The 17527-nt window shown below is 63.9% G+C and carries 13 protein-coding genes; 9 read left to right on the top strand and 4 right to left on the bottom strand.

The features are described 5' to 3' along the window. Positions 1-345: 345 nt before the first annotated feature. The 8 genes from CXK91_RS13950 (at position 346) to CXK91_RS13915 (ending at position 11042) form a co-directional block, all read left to right on the top strand. On the top strand, positions 346-3750 hold the full coding sequence (locus CXK91_RS13950) for an ATP-binding protein (protein WP_103456724.1): 3405 nt from the start codon (positions 346-348) through the stop codon (positions 3748-3750). After that, entirely contained in the window at positions 3737-4405 is a 669-nt protein-coding gene (locus CXK91_RS13945) for a response regulator (RefSeq protein WP_103456723.1), read from the top strand. The genes CXK91_RS13950 and CXK91_RS13945 overlap by 14 nt, the downstream gene beginning before the upstream one ends. A gap of 137 nt (positions 4406-4542) precedes the next feature. Next, positions 4543-4779, top strand: a complete 237-nt coding sequence (locus CXK91_RS13940; RefSeq protein WP_103456722.1) for a hypothetical protein — start codon at positions 4543-4545, stop codon at positions 4777-4779. 426 nt (positions 4780-5205) lie between these two features. Continuing rightward, positions 5206-6744: an MBOAT family O-acyltransferase gene (locus tag CXK91_RS13935; RefSeq protein WP_103456721.1), complete on the top strand. Its 1539-nt coding sequence runs from the start codon at positions 5206-5208 to the stop codon at positions 6742-6744. 21 nt (positions 6745-6765) lie between these two features. Beyond that, a complete protein-coding gene (locus CXK91_RS13930) occupies positions 6766-8667 on the top strand; it encodes an HAD-IIIC family phosphatase (RefSeq protein WP_103456720.1) in 1902 nt (633 codons plus the stop codon). Beyond that, positions 8664-8912 carry an acyl carrier protein gene (locus CXK91_RS13925; RefSeq protein ID WP_103456719.1) on the top strand — a complete coding sequence of 83 codons (249 nt, stop codon included), beginning with the start codon at positions 8664-8666 and terminating at the stop codon, positions 8910-8912. The genes CXK91_RS13930 and CXK91_RS13925 overlap by 4 nt, the downstream gene beginning before the upstream one ends. A gap of 3 nt (positions 8913-8915) precedes the next feature. Further along, positions 8916-9980: a hypothetical protein gene (locus CXK91_RS13920; protein WP_103456718.1), complete on the top strand. Its 1065-nt coding sequence runs from the start codon at positions 8916-8918 to the stop codon at positions 9978-9980. 78 nt (positions 9981-10058) lie between these two features. Next, a complete protein-coding gene (locus CXK91_RS13915; RefSeq protein WP_103456717.1) occupies positions 10059-11042 on the top strand; it encodes a lipid A deacylase LpxR family protein in 984 nt (327 codons plus the stop codon). Positions 11043-11073: 31 nt separating this feature from the next. Here the strand turns inward: CXK91_RS13915 and CXK91_RS13910 are convergent, their stop codons facing one another. Further along, positions 11074-12960, bottom strand: a complete 1887-nt coding sequence (locus tag CXK91_RS13910) for a sigma-54-dependent Fis family transcriptional regulator (RefSeq protein WP_103456716.1) — start codon at positions 12958-12960, stop codon at positions 11074-11076. 258 nt (positions 12961-13218) lie between these two features. Here CXK91_RS13910 and CXK91_RS13900 point away from each other — a divergent pair, with 258 nt between their 5' ends. Further along, complete coding sequence (locus CXK91_RS13900; RefSeq protein ID WP_256055725.1) at positions 13219-15099, top strand: NAD(P)/FAD-dependent oxidoreductase; 1881 nt, start codon at positions 13219-13221, stop codon at positions 15097-15099. 61 nt (positions 15100-15160) lie between these two features. Here CXK91_RS13900 and CXK91_RS13895 read toward each other — a convergent pair whose 3' ends face one another. The 3 genes from CXK91_RS13895 to CXK91_RS13885 are packed head-to-tail and all read right to left on the bottom strand — an operon-like array spanning position 15161 to position 17426. Beyond that, on the bottom strand, positions 15161-15499 hold the full coding sequence (locus tag CXK91_RS13895) for a DUF3325 domain-containing protein (RefSeq protein ID WP_103456714.1): 339 nt from the start codon (positions 15497-15499) through the stop codon (positions 15161-15163). Next, positions 15496-17175 (bottom strand): PepSY-associated TM helix domain-containing protein, encoded by a 1680-nt coding sequence (locus CXK91_RS13890; protein ID WP_103456713.1) that lies wholly within the window; start codon positions 17173-17175, stop codon positions 15496-15498. The genes CXK91_RS13895 and CXK91_RS13890 overlap by 4 nt, the downstream gene beginning before the upstream one ends. Next, positions 17172-17426 (bottom strand): iron transporter, encoded by a 255-nt coding sequence (locus tag CXK91_RS13885; RefSeq protein WP_103456902.1) that lies wholly within the window; start codon positions 17424-17426, stop codon positions 17172-17174. Before CXK91_RS13885 ends, CXK91_RS13890 begins: the two co-directional genes overlap by 4 nt. Positions 17427-17527 lie beyond the last annotated feature (101 nt).

The following is a 17527-nucleotide window of genomic DNA, read 5'->3' as shown; positions in this document are numbered from 1 at the left end:
CATGATGATTGCTCCTGTCTCGGTGGGCCGTGCTTGGCTTGCTGCAACATTGCTGCTGCGGGCCGGCATCGGGTCGGGAGCAAGAATGGGCTCGGCGGTCTGGGCGGGGTATACGCAGGATGACGTAAGCGGGTACGTCATCTGACGTATCCGTAGCAGGTGCACTGCTGGTGCATCCTTGCGCCGGTATGGAGCACGGCAGCAGCGGCAACCCTCACCCCTGCCGATCACGGCAGCGCTGCGCCGGCATGCGTTCCGTGCTTCGCCGCGAGTCATCAGCAGTGCCGAACGGGGGCACGGAAGTTGCTCAAACCAGGGAAACGACAACCAGCCGGGGCCGCCAGCGTGCAGATCACAGGCACACAGCGCATCGTCAAGATCCGCCGCGACTACAACAGCTGGGTCGCCGACGAGACGCTGGAAGACTACGCCCTGCGTTTCACTCCCAAGTCGTTTCGCAAGTGGTCGGAATTTCGTATCGCCAACACCGCGCTCGGTGCGGTTTCGTTCCTTGCCCTGGAAGCCATCGGCGGCACGCTGGCCCTTTCCTACGGTTTCACCAATACGCTCTGGGCAATCCTCGCGGTGGCGCTGGTGATTTTCCTCACCGGGTTGCCGATCAGTTACTACGCGGCGCGCTACGGCGTGGACATGGACCTGCTGACCCGCGGCGCCGGCTTCGGCTACATCGGCTCGACCATCACCTCGCTGATCTACGCCAGCTTCACCTTCCTGTTCTTCGCCCTCGAAGCGGCGATCATGGCGCTGGCGCTGGAGCTGTACTTCGGCATCCCGCTGGCGCTGGCCTACGTGATCTGCTCGATCATCATCGTGCCGCTGGTGACCTACGGCATCACCCTGATCAACCGCCTGCAGCTCTGGACGCAACCGGTCTGGCTGATCCTTTTGTTGCTGCCCTACATCTTCGTCATCGCCAAGAACCCAGAAGCGCTGAGCGATCTGACCAGTTTCGCCGGCCGCGAAGGCGACGGCGGCTCGTTCAACCTACTGTCCTTCGGCGCCGCCTGCACCGTGGCGCTGGCACTGATCACGCAGATCGGCGAGCAGGTCGACTACCTGCGCTTCCTGCCCGAGAAGACCCGACAGAACCGCGTCCGCTGGTGGCTGGCGATGCTAGCCGCCGGCCCCGGCTGGATCATCCCCGGCGCGCTGAAGATGCTCGCCGGCGCCTTTCTTGCCTTTCTCGCACTGCAGCACGAAATCCCGGTGGACAAGGCGGCCGAACCGACGCAGATGTATCTGGTGGCCTTCAGCTACGTGTTCGCCTCGCCGGAATGGGCGCTGGGCGCAATGGTGCTGTTCGTCATCGTCTCGCAGGTGAAGATCAACGTGACCAACGCCTATGCCGGCTCCCTGGCCTGGTCGAACTTCTTCGCGCGCGTCACCCACAGCCATCCGGGGCGGGTGGTCTGGCTGGTATTCAACGTCTCGATCGCGCTGATGCTGATGGAGCTGGGCGTGTTCGAGGCCATCGAGCAGGTGCTCGGACTGTACGCCAACGTCGCAATCGCCTGGATCGGCGCGCTAGTCGCGGACCTGGTGATCAACAAGCCGCTGGGCCTGTCGCCGCGGCAGATCGAATTCAAGCGCGCGCACCTCTACGACATCAACCCTGTGGGCGTCGGCGCCATGCTGATCGCCTCGTTTCTAGCGATCCTCGCCCACAGCGGCGCGCTCGGTGCACTGGTCCAGGCAGCCTCACCGATGATCGCGCTGGGCACCGCGCTGGTCTGCGCACCGCTGATCGCCTGGCTCACCGGCGGGCGCTTCTATATCGCCCGTAAACGCCAGCCAGAGCTGCTCTACCCCTATACCGAGCGCGGCAAGATCGCCTGCGTGCTGTGCAGCAATGCCTTCGAGGAGCCGGACACCGCCTTCTGCCCCGCCTACGGTGCGCCGATCTGCTCGCTGTGCTGCTCGCTAGACGCCCGATGCGGCGACCTGTGCAAGCCGCACGCCCGGCTTTCGGCGCAGTGGGACAACTTCGTTCGCTGGGCCTTCCCACAGGTGTCCATCCCGCGGCTACACACCCGCCTGGCGCACTACCTCGGTGTGCTCGGCCTGATCATCGGCCTGCTTTCGCTGGCGCTCTGGCTGATTTACAGCCAGGTCTCGCCGAGTGTCGTGGCCAGCTCGCAGGAGGCGGGAGAAACCCTTTATCAGGCGTTTCTCAAGGCGTTCCTGGTGCTCTCGTTGTTCGCCGGCATTCTCGCCTGGTGGGTGGTGCTTACCCGCGAAAGCCGCCACGTCGCCCAGCAGGAATCGGATCGCCAGACCCACCTGCTGATGCAGGAAATCGAAGCCCACCGCAAGACCGACGAACAGCTGCAGAAGGCCAAGGAGGCGTCCGAGGCAGCCAATGCCGCCAAGAGCCGCTATGTGACCGGCCTGTCCCATGAGCTGCGCACCCCGCTCAACAGCATCCTCGGCTATGCGCAGATCCTGTTGCGCGATGGCGAGCTGCCGACGCGACACAAGGAAGCGCTGGGCACCATCCATCGCAGCGGCGCTCACCTGCTCTCGCTGATCGACGGGTTGCTCGACGTGGCCAGGATCGAGGCCGGAAAACTCAATCTGGAGCCCTCCGAGATCGCCTTTCCCGAATTTCTCCTGCAGGTACGGCAGATGATCGCGCCGCAGGCCGAGGAAAAAGGTCTGCGCTTCCACTTCGAAACCCAGGGCCGCATCCCGGCCGTGGTGCGTGGTGATGAGAAACGTGTGCGGCAGATCCTCATCAACCTACTCGGCAACGCGGTGCGCTACACGGACGCCGGCAGCATCACCCTGCGCGCCAGCTACCTGCGCGAAACGGCGACCTTCGAGATCGCCGACACCGGCATCGGCATCGCCCCCGAGCAGGTGGAGCGACTGTTCCAGCCGTTCGAGCGAGGCAATCCGTTGCGCCAGGACAGCGGCCTGGGCCTCGGCCTGACCATCACCCGCATGCTCACCGCGTTGATGGGCGGCGAGCTGTCGATGAAGAGCGAGCAAGGTCGCGGCAGCGTCTTCCAGCTGCGCCTGTTCCTCTCCGAAGTGCGCGTGCCGCAGGCGGTGGTCCATGTCGAACACGACATCATCGGCTACCACGGCCCGCGCCGCCGAGTGCTGGTGGTCGACGACCACATCGAACACCGCAAGGTGCTGGCCGGCATGCTCGAGCCATTGGGCTTCGAAATACTCATGGCCAGCAACGGCCAGGAAGCGCTCAGCCAGGTATCGCTGCACAACCCTGATCTGATCCTGATGGACCTTTCCATGCCGCAGCTCGACGGCTGGCAGACCGCCAGGCTGATTCGCCGCTCGGTGGGTTCGACGGCGCCGATCATCGTCATTTCCGCCAATGCCTTCGTCGACGGAGCGAGTGTCGCCGCCGATTGCAGTGACTACCTGCCCAAGCCGGTGCATGCCCCGGTGCTGCTGGACAAGATTCGCCAGCAGCTGGCGCTGGAATGGCTCAGACGCGATGCGGACGCCTCCGCTTCGATGGCCGCTGCCCTGCCGCTCGATGCACTGCACGCGCTGCAGCAACAGACCTCGCTCGGATATGTACGCGGCGTGCTCGAACTGCTCGACCAGCTCGAACACGACCTGCCGGCCGCCGCCGCGCAACTCCAGGAACTGCGCCAACTGGCCAGACGTTTCCAGCTGAACGAACTGGGCCAGCGCCTGGATCAGGCCATGACCAACGAGATTCAGACGACCATGGAGAACACCCATGCATCCAGCTGATCATCCGCAGAATCAGGGCATCGTGATGATCGTCGATGACGTGCCCGACAACCTCGCCCTGCTCTCCGGCGCACTGGATCAGGCCGGCTACATGGTGCTGGTGGCGTTGGACGGCCTCAGCGCGCTGGAGCGAATGCAGCGGCTGAAGCCGGATATCGTTCTGCTCGACGCCATGATGCCCGGGCTGGACGGTTTCGATACCTGCCGCCGGATCAAGGCGCAGACCGAGCTGGAAGACGTGCCGGTGCTGTTCATGACTGCCCTGACCGAAAGCGAGCATGTGCTTGCCGGCTTCGAGGCGGGCGGCATCGACTACGTGACCAAGCCTATCCACCCGGAACAGGTCCTGGCCCGAGTGGCTGCACACCTACGCACTGCCCGCGCCTTGCAGAACGCTCGCCTTATCTCAACTCAGACGCCCCCCGCAGATAACAGGCAGATTCAGGCCATGCTAACCCAGCGCTATCAATTAACCGGGCGAGAAGTTGAAGTTCTGCACTGGGTATCCTGCGGCAAAACCAACCGCGATATCGGCGATATCCTCGGGCTTAGCCCGCGGACGGTGAACAAGCATCTGGAACATGTCTACGTGAAACTCGGCGTTGAGACGCGAACGGCCGCCGCCGCCATCGCAATGTCCGCGTCCGCCCGCTGAGATTGGCATCCCCGGAGTGCGCACCAGTCGGGAACGTTTTTAATGTGCGCCATGTCACATAGGGGCAGATTGGCATCAGGCCGTTCTGGGCTGCATTACGCAACGTGATACAGCCATTACCCGCAGAGGATGACAGGATGTTTTCCAGCTATCTCTATGAAGCCGCACTCATTTATGGCCTGGTCTTCACTTCGGTGGGGTTCGTGCTGGGCATGTTCTACAACAACCGCAAGGTCTTTCAATTGGAAGACAAGGTGATGCGCCTCAAGCGTACGGTCAGGCATTTGCAAAGCAAGATCGAGCCTCCGACCGCGAGGCCGAAACCGTCTCAGCGAGTGCGCACTCCAAGCGTGGGGTTGAGTACTGCTCGCTAAGTTATTGCGAGCTGGATACAAGGCCGATTCAAAGATGGGTCACCCGTCAAAGTCGGCCTTTTTTACGCTCGTGATTTGCCCTCCTTGACACCTTTCCAACCAGGCAAAGGAACTTTGCCGACCGACGGAAATGGCCTGCAGCCCTTGCCAGCCGGGGGCTGATTGACCTGATTTAACAAGGCGCCCGACGGCACCGTACGAAACTGAAACTTTTTTTTACATCTTCCAGTCGGAGCCATAGGAGCTCAGGGGAAGGCGGCCAAGATGGCCTTAGCCCGAGCGAGCACCCAATGATGGACCGAGGATGTCGCAACGCCGACCAGGATGGGTTGCCGGCAGCGTGACGCTAGGACTGAATGGATGACTCGCCCCGCCTCACCAGCGGCCTGAGCAGCGATGCACGTACGCTGAGCAGGGATAGGGAAGATGCTTTTCAATTCATTGGAGTTCATCGCCGGCTTTCTTCCGGTGGTGTTGATTGGATTCTTCGTGCTGACCGGATCGGGCCGACAGCGGCTCGCGGTGATCTGGCTGACCGTCGTCTCGTTGGTGTTCTACGGCTGGTGGAACCCGGTCTATGTACCGCTGCTGGTCGGCAGCATGCTGGTCAACTATCTGCTCGGTGGCTACCTGCGCCGGCACCCCTCACGCCTGGCACTCGGGCTGGCGGTCACGGCCAACGTGCTGCTACTGGTCTACTACAAGTACACCGGCTTCCTGCTCGGCACGCTGGATGCAGCACTGGATCTCGGTTGGCGCGTCGAAGACATCATCCTGCCGCTGGCGATCTCCTTCTTCACTTTCCAGCAGATCGCCTATCTGGTCGATGCCAACGATGGTGTGGTGGAAGAGCACGACTTCGCCAACTACTGCCTGTTCATCAGCTTCTTCCCGCAGCTGATCGCCGGGCCGATCACCCACCACGGTGAGATGCTTGCGCAGTTCAACGACCGCGACAGCTTCCGCGCGCGCATCGACAACCTGTCGCTGGGCGCCACGGTGTTTCTGCTCGGCCTGTTCAAGAAGGTGGTGATCGCCGACACCCTCGCGCTGAAAGCCACGCCGGTGTTCAGCCTGGCCGCCGACGGCACCATCCCGGCGTTTTACGACGCCTGGACCGGCGCGCTGACCTACACGCTGCAGATTTACTTCGACTTCTCCGGCTACAGCGACATGGCCATCGGCCTGGCGTTGCTGTTCGGTATCAGCCTGCCAGCCAACTTCAACAGCCCGTTCAAGGCGCGCAACGTTATCGACTACTGGTCGCGCTGGCACATGACGCTGACACGCTTTCTCACCGCCTACATCTACAACCCCATCGTGCTGCGCGTGACCCGCGCCCGCATGGCCGCCGGCAAGCCACAGCCACGGCGCGGCAAGATGACCGCCGGCACCTTCTTCGCTCTGGTCGCCTACCCCACCGTGTTCACCATGTTCATTTCCGGTATCTGGCATGGCGCCGGCTGGCATTTCGTCGCATTCGGCCTGCTACATGGCCTGTACCTGGTGCTGGCCCACGGCTGGCGTGCCTGGAAGGCGCGTCAGGGTTGGAAGCTGGACAGCGATATCTGGTGGCACAAGGCACCAGCAGTCGCCCTGACCTTTGGCTGCGTCGTCGTGGCGATGGTGTTCTTCCGCGCCAGTGACGTGCCTACGGCCATGGCAATCCTCGCCGGCATGCTCGGCCTGAGCCCGACCAGCGCGGCGATGGATCGCTCCGATTTCGTCTATATCGCCGCGCTGCTGGTGTTCGTCTGGGGCATGCCGAACGTGCAGCAGTGGATGGGCCACTTCCGTACCGCACTCAACTACAAGGCCCAGCCGCACTGGACCGAACGATTGCTGCCGGCCAGCGCCTGGCGCCCGACGGCAATTCACGGCCTGGCGGTGGGTGTGCTCGGTTTCTTTGCCTTGGCGATCGCCTTTTCCATGGCGCCGACCGAATTCCTCTATTTCCAGTTCTGACCACGACAAGGAGTCACAGGCATGGCACAACTCCCCTGGCTGCCGACGCACCCGGATCTATCCGGCGCGATCAGCCAAGCCAAGCGCATCGACGATCCGCTGCAGCGGCTGTGCGAGGCCGCACGGCTGGCCAATTTTCAGCGAGATTTCACCCTGACGGCACGCCAGGACAAGCTGGCCGCCGCCGGCATCGAACAGCACGCCGCGGCGGCACGACTGACGCCGCTGCGGCTGGCATTGCTGTCCTCGCATACGGTCGATCACCTGCTGCCGGCCATCCGCGTGGCCGGGTTGCAGCGGCGGCTGGCGCTTTCGCTGCACGTGGCGCCCTACGGCATGTACCGCCAGGCCCTGCTTGCTGATGACCCGGCGCTGAACGCCTTTGCCCCGCAATTGGTGCTGCTGGCGCTGGACGCCCATGACGCGCCGCTGCAACTGCCCTTGCAGGCAGGCCAGGCGGAGGTGGATGCCGCCGTGGCGGAACGCGTCGATGAGCTGCGCATGCTCTGGCGCCGGGCCCGCGAACGCTATGCCGCGCAGGTGGTGCAGCAAACCCTGGTGCCGGTCGCACCGTCGCTGTTCGGCTCTTACGAAGCTTTGGTGCCGGCTTCGCCACGGGCAGTCATCGAACGATTGAACACTGCTATCCGAGCCGCTGCCCGCGAGGATGGCGTGCTGCTGCTCGACTTGGCCTGGCAGGCAACCGCGTATGGCGATGGCCTGGCCGAGCCGGTGCGCTGGCACCAGGCCAAGCAGCTGGTCAGCCCGACGCTGGCACCGCTTTACGGCGAGCAGCTGGCGCGCATCGCAGCGGCCACCGCCGGACTGTCACGCAAATGCCTGGTACTCGATCTGGACAACACCCTCTGGGGCGGTGTGATCGGTGATGACGGCATCGACGGCATCCACCTCGGCCAGGGCAGCGCCAGCGGCGAGGCATATCTGGCCTTCCAGCACTACGCCGCTCAACTGGCCTGTCGCGGGGTGATTCTGGCGGTGTGCAGCAAGAACGACCTGCACGTCGCCGAAGCGGCATTCGCGCACCCGGAAATGGCACTCAAACGCAGCGATATCGCAGCCTTTGTTGCCAACTGGGAAGACAAGGCCGGCAATCTGCGGCGCATCGCGAGCATGCTGGATATCGGTCTGGACAGCCTCGTCTTCGTCGACGACAACCCGGCCGAGCGCGACATCGTGCGCCGCGAGCTGCCGGAAGTCGCCGTTCCAGAACTGCCCGACGATGTCGCCGACTACCCCGCATGCATCGCCGCGGCCGGCTATTTTGAAGCCGTGTCCTTTACCTTCGATGACGCCGCGCGCGGTCGCAGCTATGCGCTTAACGCCGAGCGCAAGGCCGCGCAGGGCCAGGCCACGGACATGGAGGGCTACCTGCGCGGGCTGCAGATGGTCCTGCGCGTCAGCAACATCGGCGCCACCGAACTGGCCCGCGCCACCCAGCTGATCAACAAGACCAACCAGTTCAACCTGACCACCCGCCGCTATACCGAAGCCGAAGTCGAGCGCATGGCCAGCGATCCACGAGCCATCGCCCTGGCCCTGCGGCTGGAGGACAAGTTCGGTGACAACGGCCTGATCAGCGTGATGCTGGCAAGACCCGATGCAGCTCTCGGAGCCGATGAGCTGCTGATCGACAGCTGGCTGATGAGCTGCCGCGTACTGGGTCGCCAGGTCGAAGCGGCGGTGCTTGAGGTGCTGGTCGACGCGGCAACCGCTGCGGGCTGGGGCGCCTTGGTTGGCGAATATCGCCCCACCGAACGCAACGGCATGGTCGCCGAGCACTATCCGCGGCTGGGCTTCGAGCAGCGCCCCGCCCCTGCAAACGCAATCGCCGATGCAAGTTTCTGGCGCTACGAGCTGGCCTCGCGCGCTTCCATCCACCATCACATCCAGGTGCAAGCATGAACGAAAAGGAAATTCTCCAGGCGCTGACCCAGATCTTCCACGACGTGTTCGATGCTGACGATATCGTCCTCACGCCCGAAACCACCGCCGACGACATCGATGGCTGGGACAGTCAGACCCATGTGTTGCTGATCGTGGCCGCCGAGCAACGCTTCGGCATCAAGTTCCGCACCGCCGAACTGGAATCGCTGAAGAACGTTGGCCACTTCGCCCAGCTGATCCAGACCAAACTCGGAGGGCGTTGAGTCATGGCCAGATCCGTCGATACATGCCCGGGCGGCGATGCCGCCCGGGCCGAGGCAGACCGGCGGCCGTTCCGTGCCGGCTACCTGCTGGGCATGTTCGCCGGGCTGTTCGGGATGCTCGGCGGCTTTGCCGCCCTGCTTGCCTGGCTCAATCACACCGACAACCTGCCGCCACCGGCTTTTTCCAACAGCCTGTGCGTGGACGAAAAGCTGCGCTTTCTGCGGCACAACCCCATCGCCGATCCAAACCTTCTGATCGTCGGCTCCTCGGTCGCCTGGCGCCATGTCGACGGTGATGTGCTGATCGAACAGGCGCCGGGTGTGCGTCCGCTCAACGGTGCGTTCTGCGGCCTGCACGCCAATCAGTCGACCTATGTCGCCAACTGGCTGCTGGACCGCGAGCCCACCGTTCGCCAGGTGGTGATGATCGTCGACCCACTGGACTTTGCCGGCTGCTGGAAGGTGCCGGATGCGGTATTCGACCGCGAGGATGCCGATCACTACGTTTATCAGCAGGCCTCACGCTGGGGTTATTACATGCGCTATTTCTCGCCGCGCTCGTTACTGCGCAACGCGAAGACGGTGAAGGCGCAACGAGCCAACGAGATCGAATGGGACCCGCTGGTATTCACCCGTCACGGCGATGGGCCGCTGGAGCCACGGGGCGACCGCGGCCTGTTCTACGGCAAGCCCGATTCACTGGATGACAGCTGCTTCGCCGCGTTGGGCAAGCTGTCAAAACGCCTGAAGGACGAGCAGCGCCAGTTGCTGGTGGTCTCCACGCCGCTGCACCCGCAGTGGAAGGCGAAGGTCGATGCCGACGGCAGCTTTCTGACCCGCTTCGACGCCAAGCTGAATGCCGTCATCGCCGGAAATACGGGCGCGCAATACTGGAACGCCGACCGGGAATGGGTTGCCCCACCTGCTGCCTTCGTTGACGCCATTCACCTGCGCTGGTCTGCCGTGCAAGGCTTTTCCGAGGCGCTTGCCGAGCAACTGCGCGAGGCGGAGCAGGCTAGGCTTGGTGAATCGACACTGGCCGGCAGCGGCGTATTCGACACGCCCTGACCTCAAGCGAACCGCCGGGAGCGGCGACGGTCCGAGAACAAGTACATACAAACAAGAACGTAAGCCAGGAGTCAGATCATGCATTCTCGTTCTTTGCTGTGCTCGTGCCTGCTCGCCGCAACCATCGCCACACCCGTCGTCAGCCGTGCCGACATCCTCTCCATCAAGGTTGAGAACGACATCATCGCCAGGGGCAGCGATGGTCATTACAGCAATGGGCTGGAGGTGATCTGGGGTTTCGAACCGGACAACCAGAGCTGGACGCGGCGCTTCGCCGATCTGCTCCCCGGCTGGTCAGGTGCCACAGTCGACAACGTCGCCTACCGCTTCGGCCATCAGATCTATACGCCGGAGGAAATCGAAACCCGAGGGCTGATCGAAGATGACCGCCCCTATGCCGGCCTGCTGTTCGCTGGCATGTCGATGTTCTCCGATACGCAGCACGATGGCTGGCGTGCGGCTCAGGGCCTGCACCTGGATGTCGGCATCGTCGGTCCGGCCGCTGGCGGCAAGCGCCTGCAGCGCGCCGTGCACAAGGTCACGAGCAGCGACGAACCCAACGGCTGGGATAACCAGCTGGAGAACGAACCCTTCGTAAATCTGGGCTATCAGCATCGCTGGTGGCTGCAGGAGCACTTCGCCGGGTTGGAAATGGAGTACGGCCCGAGCCTCGGTTTTGCCCTCGGTAACCTCTACAGTTACGGCTCGGCCGGGCTGGGCCTGCGCCTGGGGCAGAACCTGCAGCGCAGCTTCAGCATCCCGGCGGTGACACCGGCGCAAAGCGGCAGCCAGTTCTTCCGCCCCGGCGGCGACTTCGCCTGGTACGGCTTTGCCAATGTCGAAGGCCGCTACATGGCGCACAACATGCTGCTGGACGGCAACACCTTCGAGGACAGCCATTCGGTGGACCGTCGCGAGTGGGTTGGTGATGCCAAGGTCGGCGTGGCGCTGACCTGGAGCCGCTGGCAGCTGGCGTTCGCCAACGTATGGCGCACCCGCGAATTCCAGGGCCAGCAGGAGCACGACCAGTTCGGCTCGATCACCCTGTCCACCGCGCTCTGACCCACTAACGGCGGGCGTCGCGTCCGCCAGTTCAGTTACGCGAGATGCCGTGCTTGCGCAGCTTGCGGTAGAGCGTGTTGCGACTGATCCCCAGTTGCTCGGCGACACGACTCACCTGCCAGTGCCGCTCGCGCAGCACCGTGAGCAGGGCTTCGCGCTCGGCCGACTGCAGCGGGTCCCGTGGCACCTCGAGTTCGCCCATTTCGGCCGGCAGCACGGCTACCACTTCGTCCAAACCGATGCGGCCCAGCTCGCTCAGCGCCACCAGCGTGCGCAACAGGTTGCGCATCTGCCGTACATTGCCCGGCCAGCTGTAGCGCAGCAAGGCCTGCCGTGCGGACGTCTCAAGGCAGATCGATTCGCCTTGCGCTTCTTCCGCCAGCAGGTGATCGAGCAGCGCCGCCTTGTCGCTGCGCTCGCGCAGTGGCGGCAACGCGATCATCAGCCCGCCGAGCCGGTAATACAGGTCCTCACGGAATGCACCGCTGGCCACCAGTGCGCGCAGATCGTGATGGCTGGCGCTGATCAGGCGGATGTTCAGTTCGGTCGGCACGGCAGCCCCCAACGGGGTGACCTTGCGCTCCTCCAGCACACGCAGCAACCGCGTCTGCAGCGCCAGCGGCATGTCGCCGATCTCGTCGAGAAAGAGAATGCCGCTGTTGGCCTGCTCCAGCTTGCCGACCATGCCCTCGCGACGCGCGCCGGTGAAGCTGCCGCCGCGATAGCCGAACAGTTCGCTTTCGATCAGCGTCTCCGGAATCGCCGCGCAGTTGAGCGCCACGAATGGCCGGGCGGCGCGGCTGCTGGCTCGATGCAGCGCGCTGGCGAACGCCTCCTTGCCAGTACCGGTTTCGCCTTGCAGCAACACCGGAACGTCCCGTTCGAGCACCTTGAGCGCGCGGCTGAAACCACTGCGCATTGATGTATCGAGCAGGCACAGGCCCGGCAGGTCGGCCGGCTCCTGGCGCGGCGCGACAACCACGCGCATCTGCGGCCCGCGCAGCTGGCAGAACAGCCGCTGACCGTCATGGGTATGCAGTGGCCAGCAAGTGCCGGGCTGCGGTCTGGCGCGCTGCAGCAACTGATCCAGACGCACATCGAGCACGGTTTCCAGCGGTTGGCCCACTAGTGCTTCGCGGTTGCTCGCCAGCAGGTTCAGCGCGGTTTCGTTGATGGTCGTGATGCGCCCGTCGCCATCGAACGCCAGCAGGCCTTCGCTGAGCAGGCCGATGTATTCGGGCTGAGCATGGAAGCGCAGCAGGTAGTCGCCCTCGCAATGCTGCAGGAAGAAGCAACTTTCGATGAGCTTGGCCGAGAGATTGGTCAGCGCCATGGTGTGAAAGCGTCGTTGTCGCGACAGGTCCTCACGTGCCGACGACACGTTGAGCACCGCAAGCAGGCCACCCTCGGCATCGAACACCGGACTTGCCGAACAGGTCAGCGCCGCGTGCCGGCCGCGGAAGTGCTCGTCACGGCGGATGGTCAGCGCCTGGCGCTCCAGCAGGCACAGGCCAACACCATTGGTGCCCTCGGTCGCCTCGTTCCACACCGCACCGAGCCACAGCCCCGCACGCTGGAATTCCGCCCGCTCGGCCTGATCCGCCACGCTGTCGATCACCACGCCGCTGGCGTCGGTCAGCAACACCGCATGGCCGCTGCTGCCCAACTGCTGGTGCAGGCTGTTCATCTGCCAGTGGGCAACGGCGATAACTCGGTCCAGCCGCTCGCGATGCTCATTGAGCCGCGGCCGCTCGATCACGCAGGGCGCGCGCGGGCTGGTCGGATCGAGCTGATGCTGTTCCAGGCAGCGGCGCCAGGAACGCGCAATGGCGGGATCGGCAGCCGGGCCCTGGCTGGCGGAACTGCCTTCACCAAAGCTCAGGACCTGGTGTGCATGCTGACTGAGGCGAGAGGTCATTCTTGTTGTTCTCCGCGGGTGTTTCGAGGCGGGTTTGCGCCCAGCATAGGCCAAATGCCTGGGCCCCGCATGCTGTGCCATGGCTGGTACAGAGTGTCACCCACGCCGTACCCGAAATGACACATCGCAGCCTCGACCGATAAGTCTCGATACGACCCAAGCCCAGCCACCATGCGGTGCAACGCTCCCTGGCCCACTGCTTGCTCTGCTGCAAGCACGGTATTCCCGTGAATAACAACAATGACCAGGAGAACCACCATGCGTCCCAGCAACGACGTCCCCTTCGATCTGAAAACCGATAACGGCAGCGACCTAGGCGGCGACAGCCAGGCCACTGCCACCCACTCCCCCACCGAACAACTGACCGCCTGGGTCGAACGCCTTGGCCAGCGCCTGGCCCAGCGTGATATCGACGCCACCCTGGAGCTATTCGCCGACGACTGCCACTGGCGCGATCTGGTGCTGTTCAGCTGGAACCTGGTCACCCTCGAGGGCAAGGCTGATATCCGCGACATGCTGGAAAACCAGCTCGAAGCCACCCAGCCGGACAAGTGGAAGCTCGAAGGTGAAGCGAGCCTCGCCGGCGGCGTGCTCGAAGGCTGGATCAGCCTGGAGACCAACGTCGCACGCGGCAAGGGTTATGTACGCCTGAAGGACGGCCTGTGCTGGACGCTGCTGACCACCATGCGCGAGTTGAAGGGGCACGAGGAACCGCTCGGTCGTCGTCGCCCACTAGGCGCCGAACACGGCCACGGCCTGGCCGACAAGCGCAACTGGCTGGAAAAGCGCCGCGACGAGGAAGCCTCGCTAGGCATCACCGAGCAGCCCTACTGCCTGGTCATCGGCGGCGGCCAGGGCGGCCTCGGCCTCGGTGCGCGACTCAAGCGTCTCGGCGTACCGACGCTGATCGTCGACAAGGCCGAGCGCCCCGGCGATCAATGGCGCGGGCGCTACAAGTCGCTGTGCCTGCACGACCCGGTCTGGTACGACCATATGCCTTACCTGCCTTTCCCCGACCATTGGCCAGTCTTCACGCCCAAGGATCAGATCGGCGACTGGCTGGAGATGTACACCAAGGTCATGGAGCTCAACTACTGGGCCAAGACCGAATGTGTGAAAGCGAGCTTCGATGAAGCCGAAGGCCGCTGGACGGTCGAGGTGCTGCGCGACGGCAAACCGATGACCCTCAAGCCCGCACAGCTGATCCTCGCCACCGGCATGTCCGGTGTGCCCAACGTGCCGGTCTACCCAGGTGCGGAAACCTTCGCCGGCCAGCAACACCACTCCAGCCAGCACCCTGGCGGCGATGCCTGGCGCGGCAAGCGCGCGGTGGTCATCGGTGCCAACAACTCGGCCCATGACATCTGTGCGGACCTGGTGGAAAACGGCGCGGACGTCACCATGGTGCAGCGTTCCAGCACCCATATCGTGCGCTCCGATACGTTGATGGAAGTGGTCTTCGGCCCGCTCTATTCCGAGGATGCCGTCGAAAACGGGCTGACCACCGACAAGGCCGACATGCTGTTCGCCTCGATCCCCTACAAGGTACTGCCGCAGTTCCATCGCCAGGCTTTCGAGCAGGTCAAAGAGCGGGATAAAGATTTCTACGACCGGCTGACTGCAGCGGGCTTCATGCTCGATTTTGGCGATGATGAATCCGGTCTGTTCCTCAAGTACGTGCGCCGCGGCTCTGGCTACTACATCGACGTCGGCGCCTGCGAGCTGATCGCCAACGGCACCATCAAGCTGAAGAGCGGGCCTGGGCTCGGCGTCGATCACATCGAGGCGGATGCCGTGGTACTCAACGATGGCAGCCGCCTGCCGGCCGACCTGATCGTCTACGCCACCGGCTACGGCTCCATGAACGGTTGGGCGGCTCGCTTGATCTCCCAGGAAGTCGCTGACAAGGTCGGCCGCTGCTGGGGGCTGGGTTCCGGCACCACCAAGGACCCGGGCCCGTACGAAGGTGAACTGCGTAACATGTGGAAGCCCACCCAGCAGCAGCACCTTTGGTTCCACGGCGGCAACCTGCACCAGTCGCGGCACTACTCGCTGTACCTGGCATTGCAACTGAAGGCACGCTTCGAGGGGCTGGATACCTCGGTCTACAAGCTCGCGCCGAGCTATCACCAGGGCTGACAGTCGCCTTGACTGCCAAACACAACAGGCCCGCAATTGCGAGCCTGTTGCTGTGTTGAGCTCAGCCGACCACTGCCCAGACCAACAGCCACAGCGGAATGCCCGCGACAGGAAAGATCACGGCGATCCGCGCTTGATACGGCAGCAGCCACGCCACCACCAGCGCGGCCAGCGAAATAACACCGAACCAGCCGACCGGCCCCATCGCCCAACCCCAGGCCCAGACGCAACTGACATAACTTGCCAGCAACAGGCCCCAGCCCAGCAATCGCAAGGCACGGCGCAGCAGCGGCGAAGGCTCGCACTGCCAGACCAGCTTGAAGTTGCGCTCCATGCCCTGACACAACGCGACCATGCCGCCATAGGCGAGCAAGAGGCCAGCCACGAACGGCAGCATCATGGGTGCATCTCCTTCAGTTTCATGGTGGCGCGGCGAGGCGCCGGCAACCTGTCGCCGGCACGCAACGCAACCTTGCGCGCCAGCCACAGGAGCATCGCGCCCATGGCCACACAAGTCAGTTCCAGCCACAGTCGCGGCGCATCCGCCCAAGGCAACCCGCCAACGGTGGCCATATTGAGCAATGGCAACGTCAGGCAAAGTAGCGCCAGCAAGGCCAATTGTTCGGCCCAACCACGCAATGTCGGACGCCATAGGGCATGGACCAAGCCCGCCACCCAGACGAGGAAGAACACTCGCACCTCCCAGTCGTTACGTTGCGCCAGCTGCACCGGTAGCAGGCGGTTCGCCCAGAGCAGTCCGATGCAGGCCAACGAAAGCCCTGCTACCGCCGCCAGATTGAGCGATTCGACAAGACGATGGAAACGCCGGGACCCCGGACTCTGTTCGGCGTACTTGCGTCGGCGCTTGATGCAGAAATGCACCAGTCCGGTGGCGATCATGGCGCAGCTGACCATCCCGCACAGCCAGTAAAGCCAGCGCATCGGGTAGCCTCCGAACTGGGCGAAGTGCAACCCGACCAGAACCCTTTGCGTGAGCAGACTCGGTCGACTTTCAGCAGGCATGCGCAGCACAGCGCCACTGGTACCGTCGAACTGCATGTTGCGGCCCTTCGTCAGCTCGATTCGGTTGCCAAGCACGGGGCGTACTTCGATGCGCGCATCGGGTCGCCCCGGGTTCTGGATGGAAAGCCCGCCCACCGGTCCCATGGCCGCTTCAGCCTGCGCCAGGATCGGCCCGAGCGGCGCGAGGGGCGCGAGGGGCGCAGCAGGAACCGTCGCCATTGGCCGAGTCGCCGCTTCTGCGCGGCCTTGCTGATCTTGGCCGGCGTCGCGGTTTCGACTCTGGGCACGCTCGCCATTTCTGCCTTGCTGTCGGGCTTCACCACGCTGCTCGGCTGCTCGCTCAACCTGTTGCTCCGCCGCACCGCCACGCAGTTCGCGGATGGCCGCCTCGCGGTCGCCAGCGTAAAGCGCATCCACCGCGGCAGGCATATAGAGCAGGAAGAAGATCACCAGCCCGGTGTAAGTGATCATCAGGTGAAACGGCAGCAACAGCACGCCGCTGGCGTTATGCGCGTCGAGCCAAGAGCGCTGCCCCTTGCCGGGGCGGAAAGTGAAGAAGTCCTTGAATATCTTCTTGTGGATGACGATCCCGCTGATCAGCGCCACCAACATCGCCATGGCTGCTAGCCCCACCAGCCAGATGCCGATGTTGCGTGGCATGTTCAGCGAGAAGTGGAAGCGGAAGAAGAAGCCGCCGCCTGCCGTTTCACGAGCCGTGATCGGCTCCCCAGTTGCCGCGTCAAGCAGCTGCCCGCCACCGCGACGTTGCTCGCCCGTCGATACGCTGAGGTTGGACGAACGCTCTGTCGGCAGATTGATGTTCCAGCTTGGCGCATCGGGGTGCCGTGCCTGCAGGAAGTCGACCGCGCGCTGCAGCGCCTCCTGTTGGCTGCCCGTATAGGCCGGCACCTCAGGGCGCATCCAACCATCGATTTCCTTGTCGAACACCGCCAGGGTGCCGGTCAGAAAGATGGCGAACAGCAGCCAGCCCAGCAGCAGGCCGCCCCAGGTATGCAGCCAGGACATCGATTGCGTGAAGCTCTGCTTCTTCATCCGATGCGCTCCACCAGTTGCGGCCAGAAGCCGATCAGGGCCAACGGTAGCGCCAACAGCGCGCCGTACCACACGTGCCGCAAACTGCGAGCGGCAAACGCCCAAAGAATTGCGGCGGTGTAAACGAGATAAGACGGCAGTGTCGCGACGATCAGGGCATCAACCGGTGCCAGCGGTAGCAGCCTTGCCAGGGCGGCAGTGAACGCGTAGGTGAATGCATAGCCACCCAGAATGGCCAGAACAGTTCGCATGGCGATATCGCGCCATGCACTTTTCGATTGGGGTACGGAACGGGTCACGACAGGCTCCGGGTGGGAAACGGCTGAAGTCATACGAAAACGCCCGACACTGG

The sequence above is a fragment of the Stutzerimonas stutzeri genome (genome assembly GCF_002909485.1).
Classification (GTDB): domain Bacteria; phylum Pseudomonadota; class Gammaproteobacteria; order Pseudomonadales; family Pseudomonadaceae; genus Stutzerimonas; species Stutzerimonas stutzeri_AH.
The sequence above is the reverse complement of the archived record's forward strand: the minus strand, read 5'-3'. Positions and strand labels throughout refer to the sequence as shown.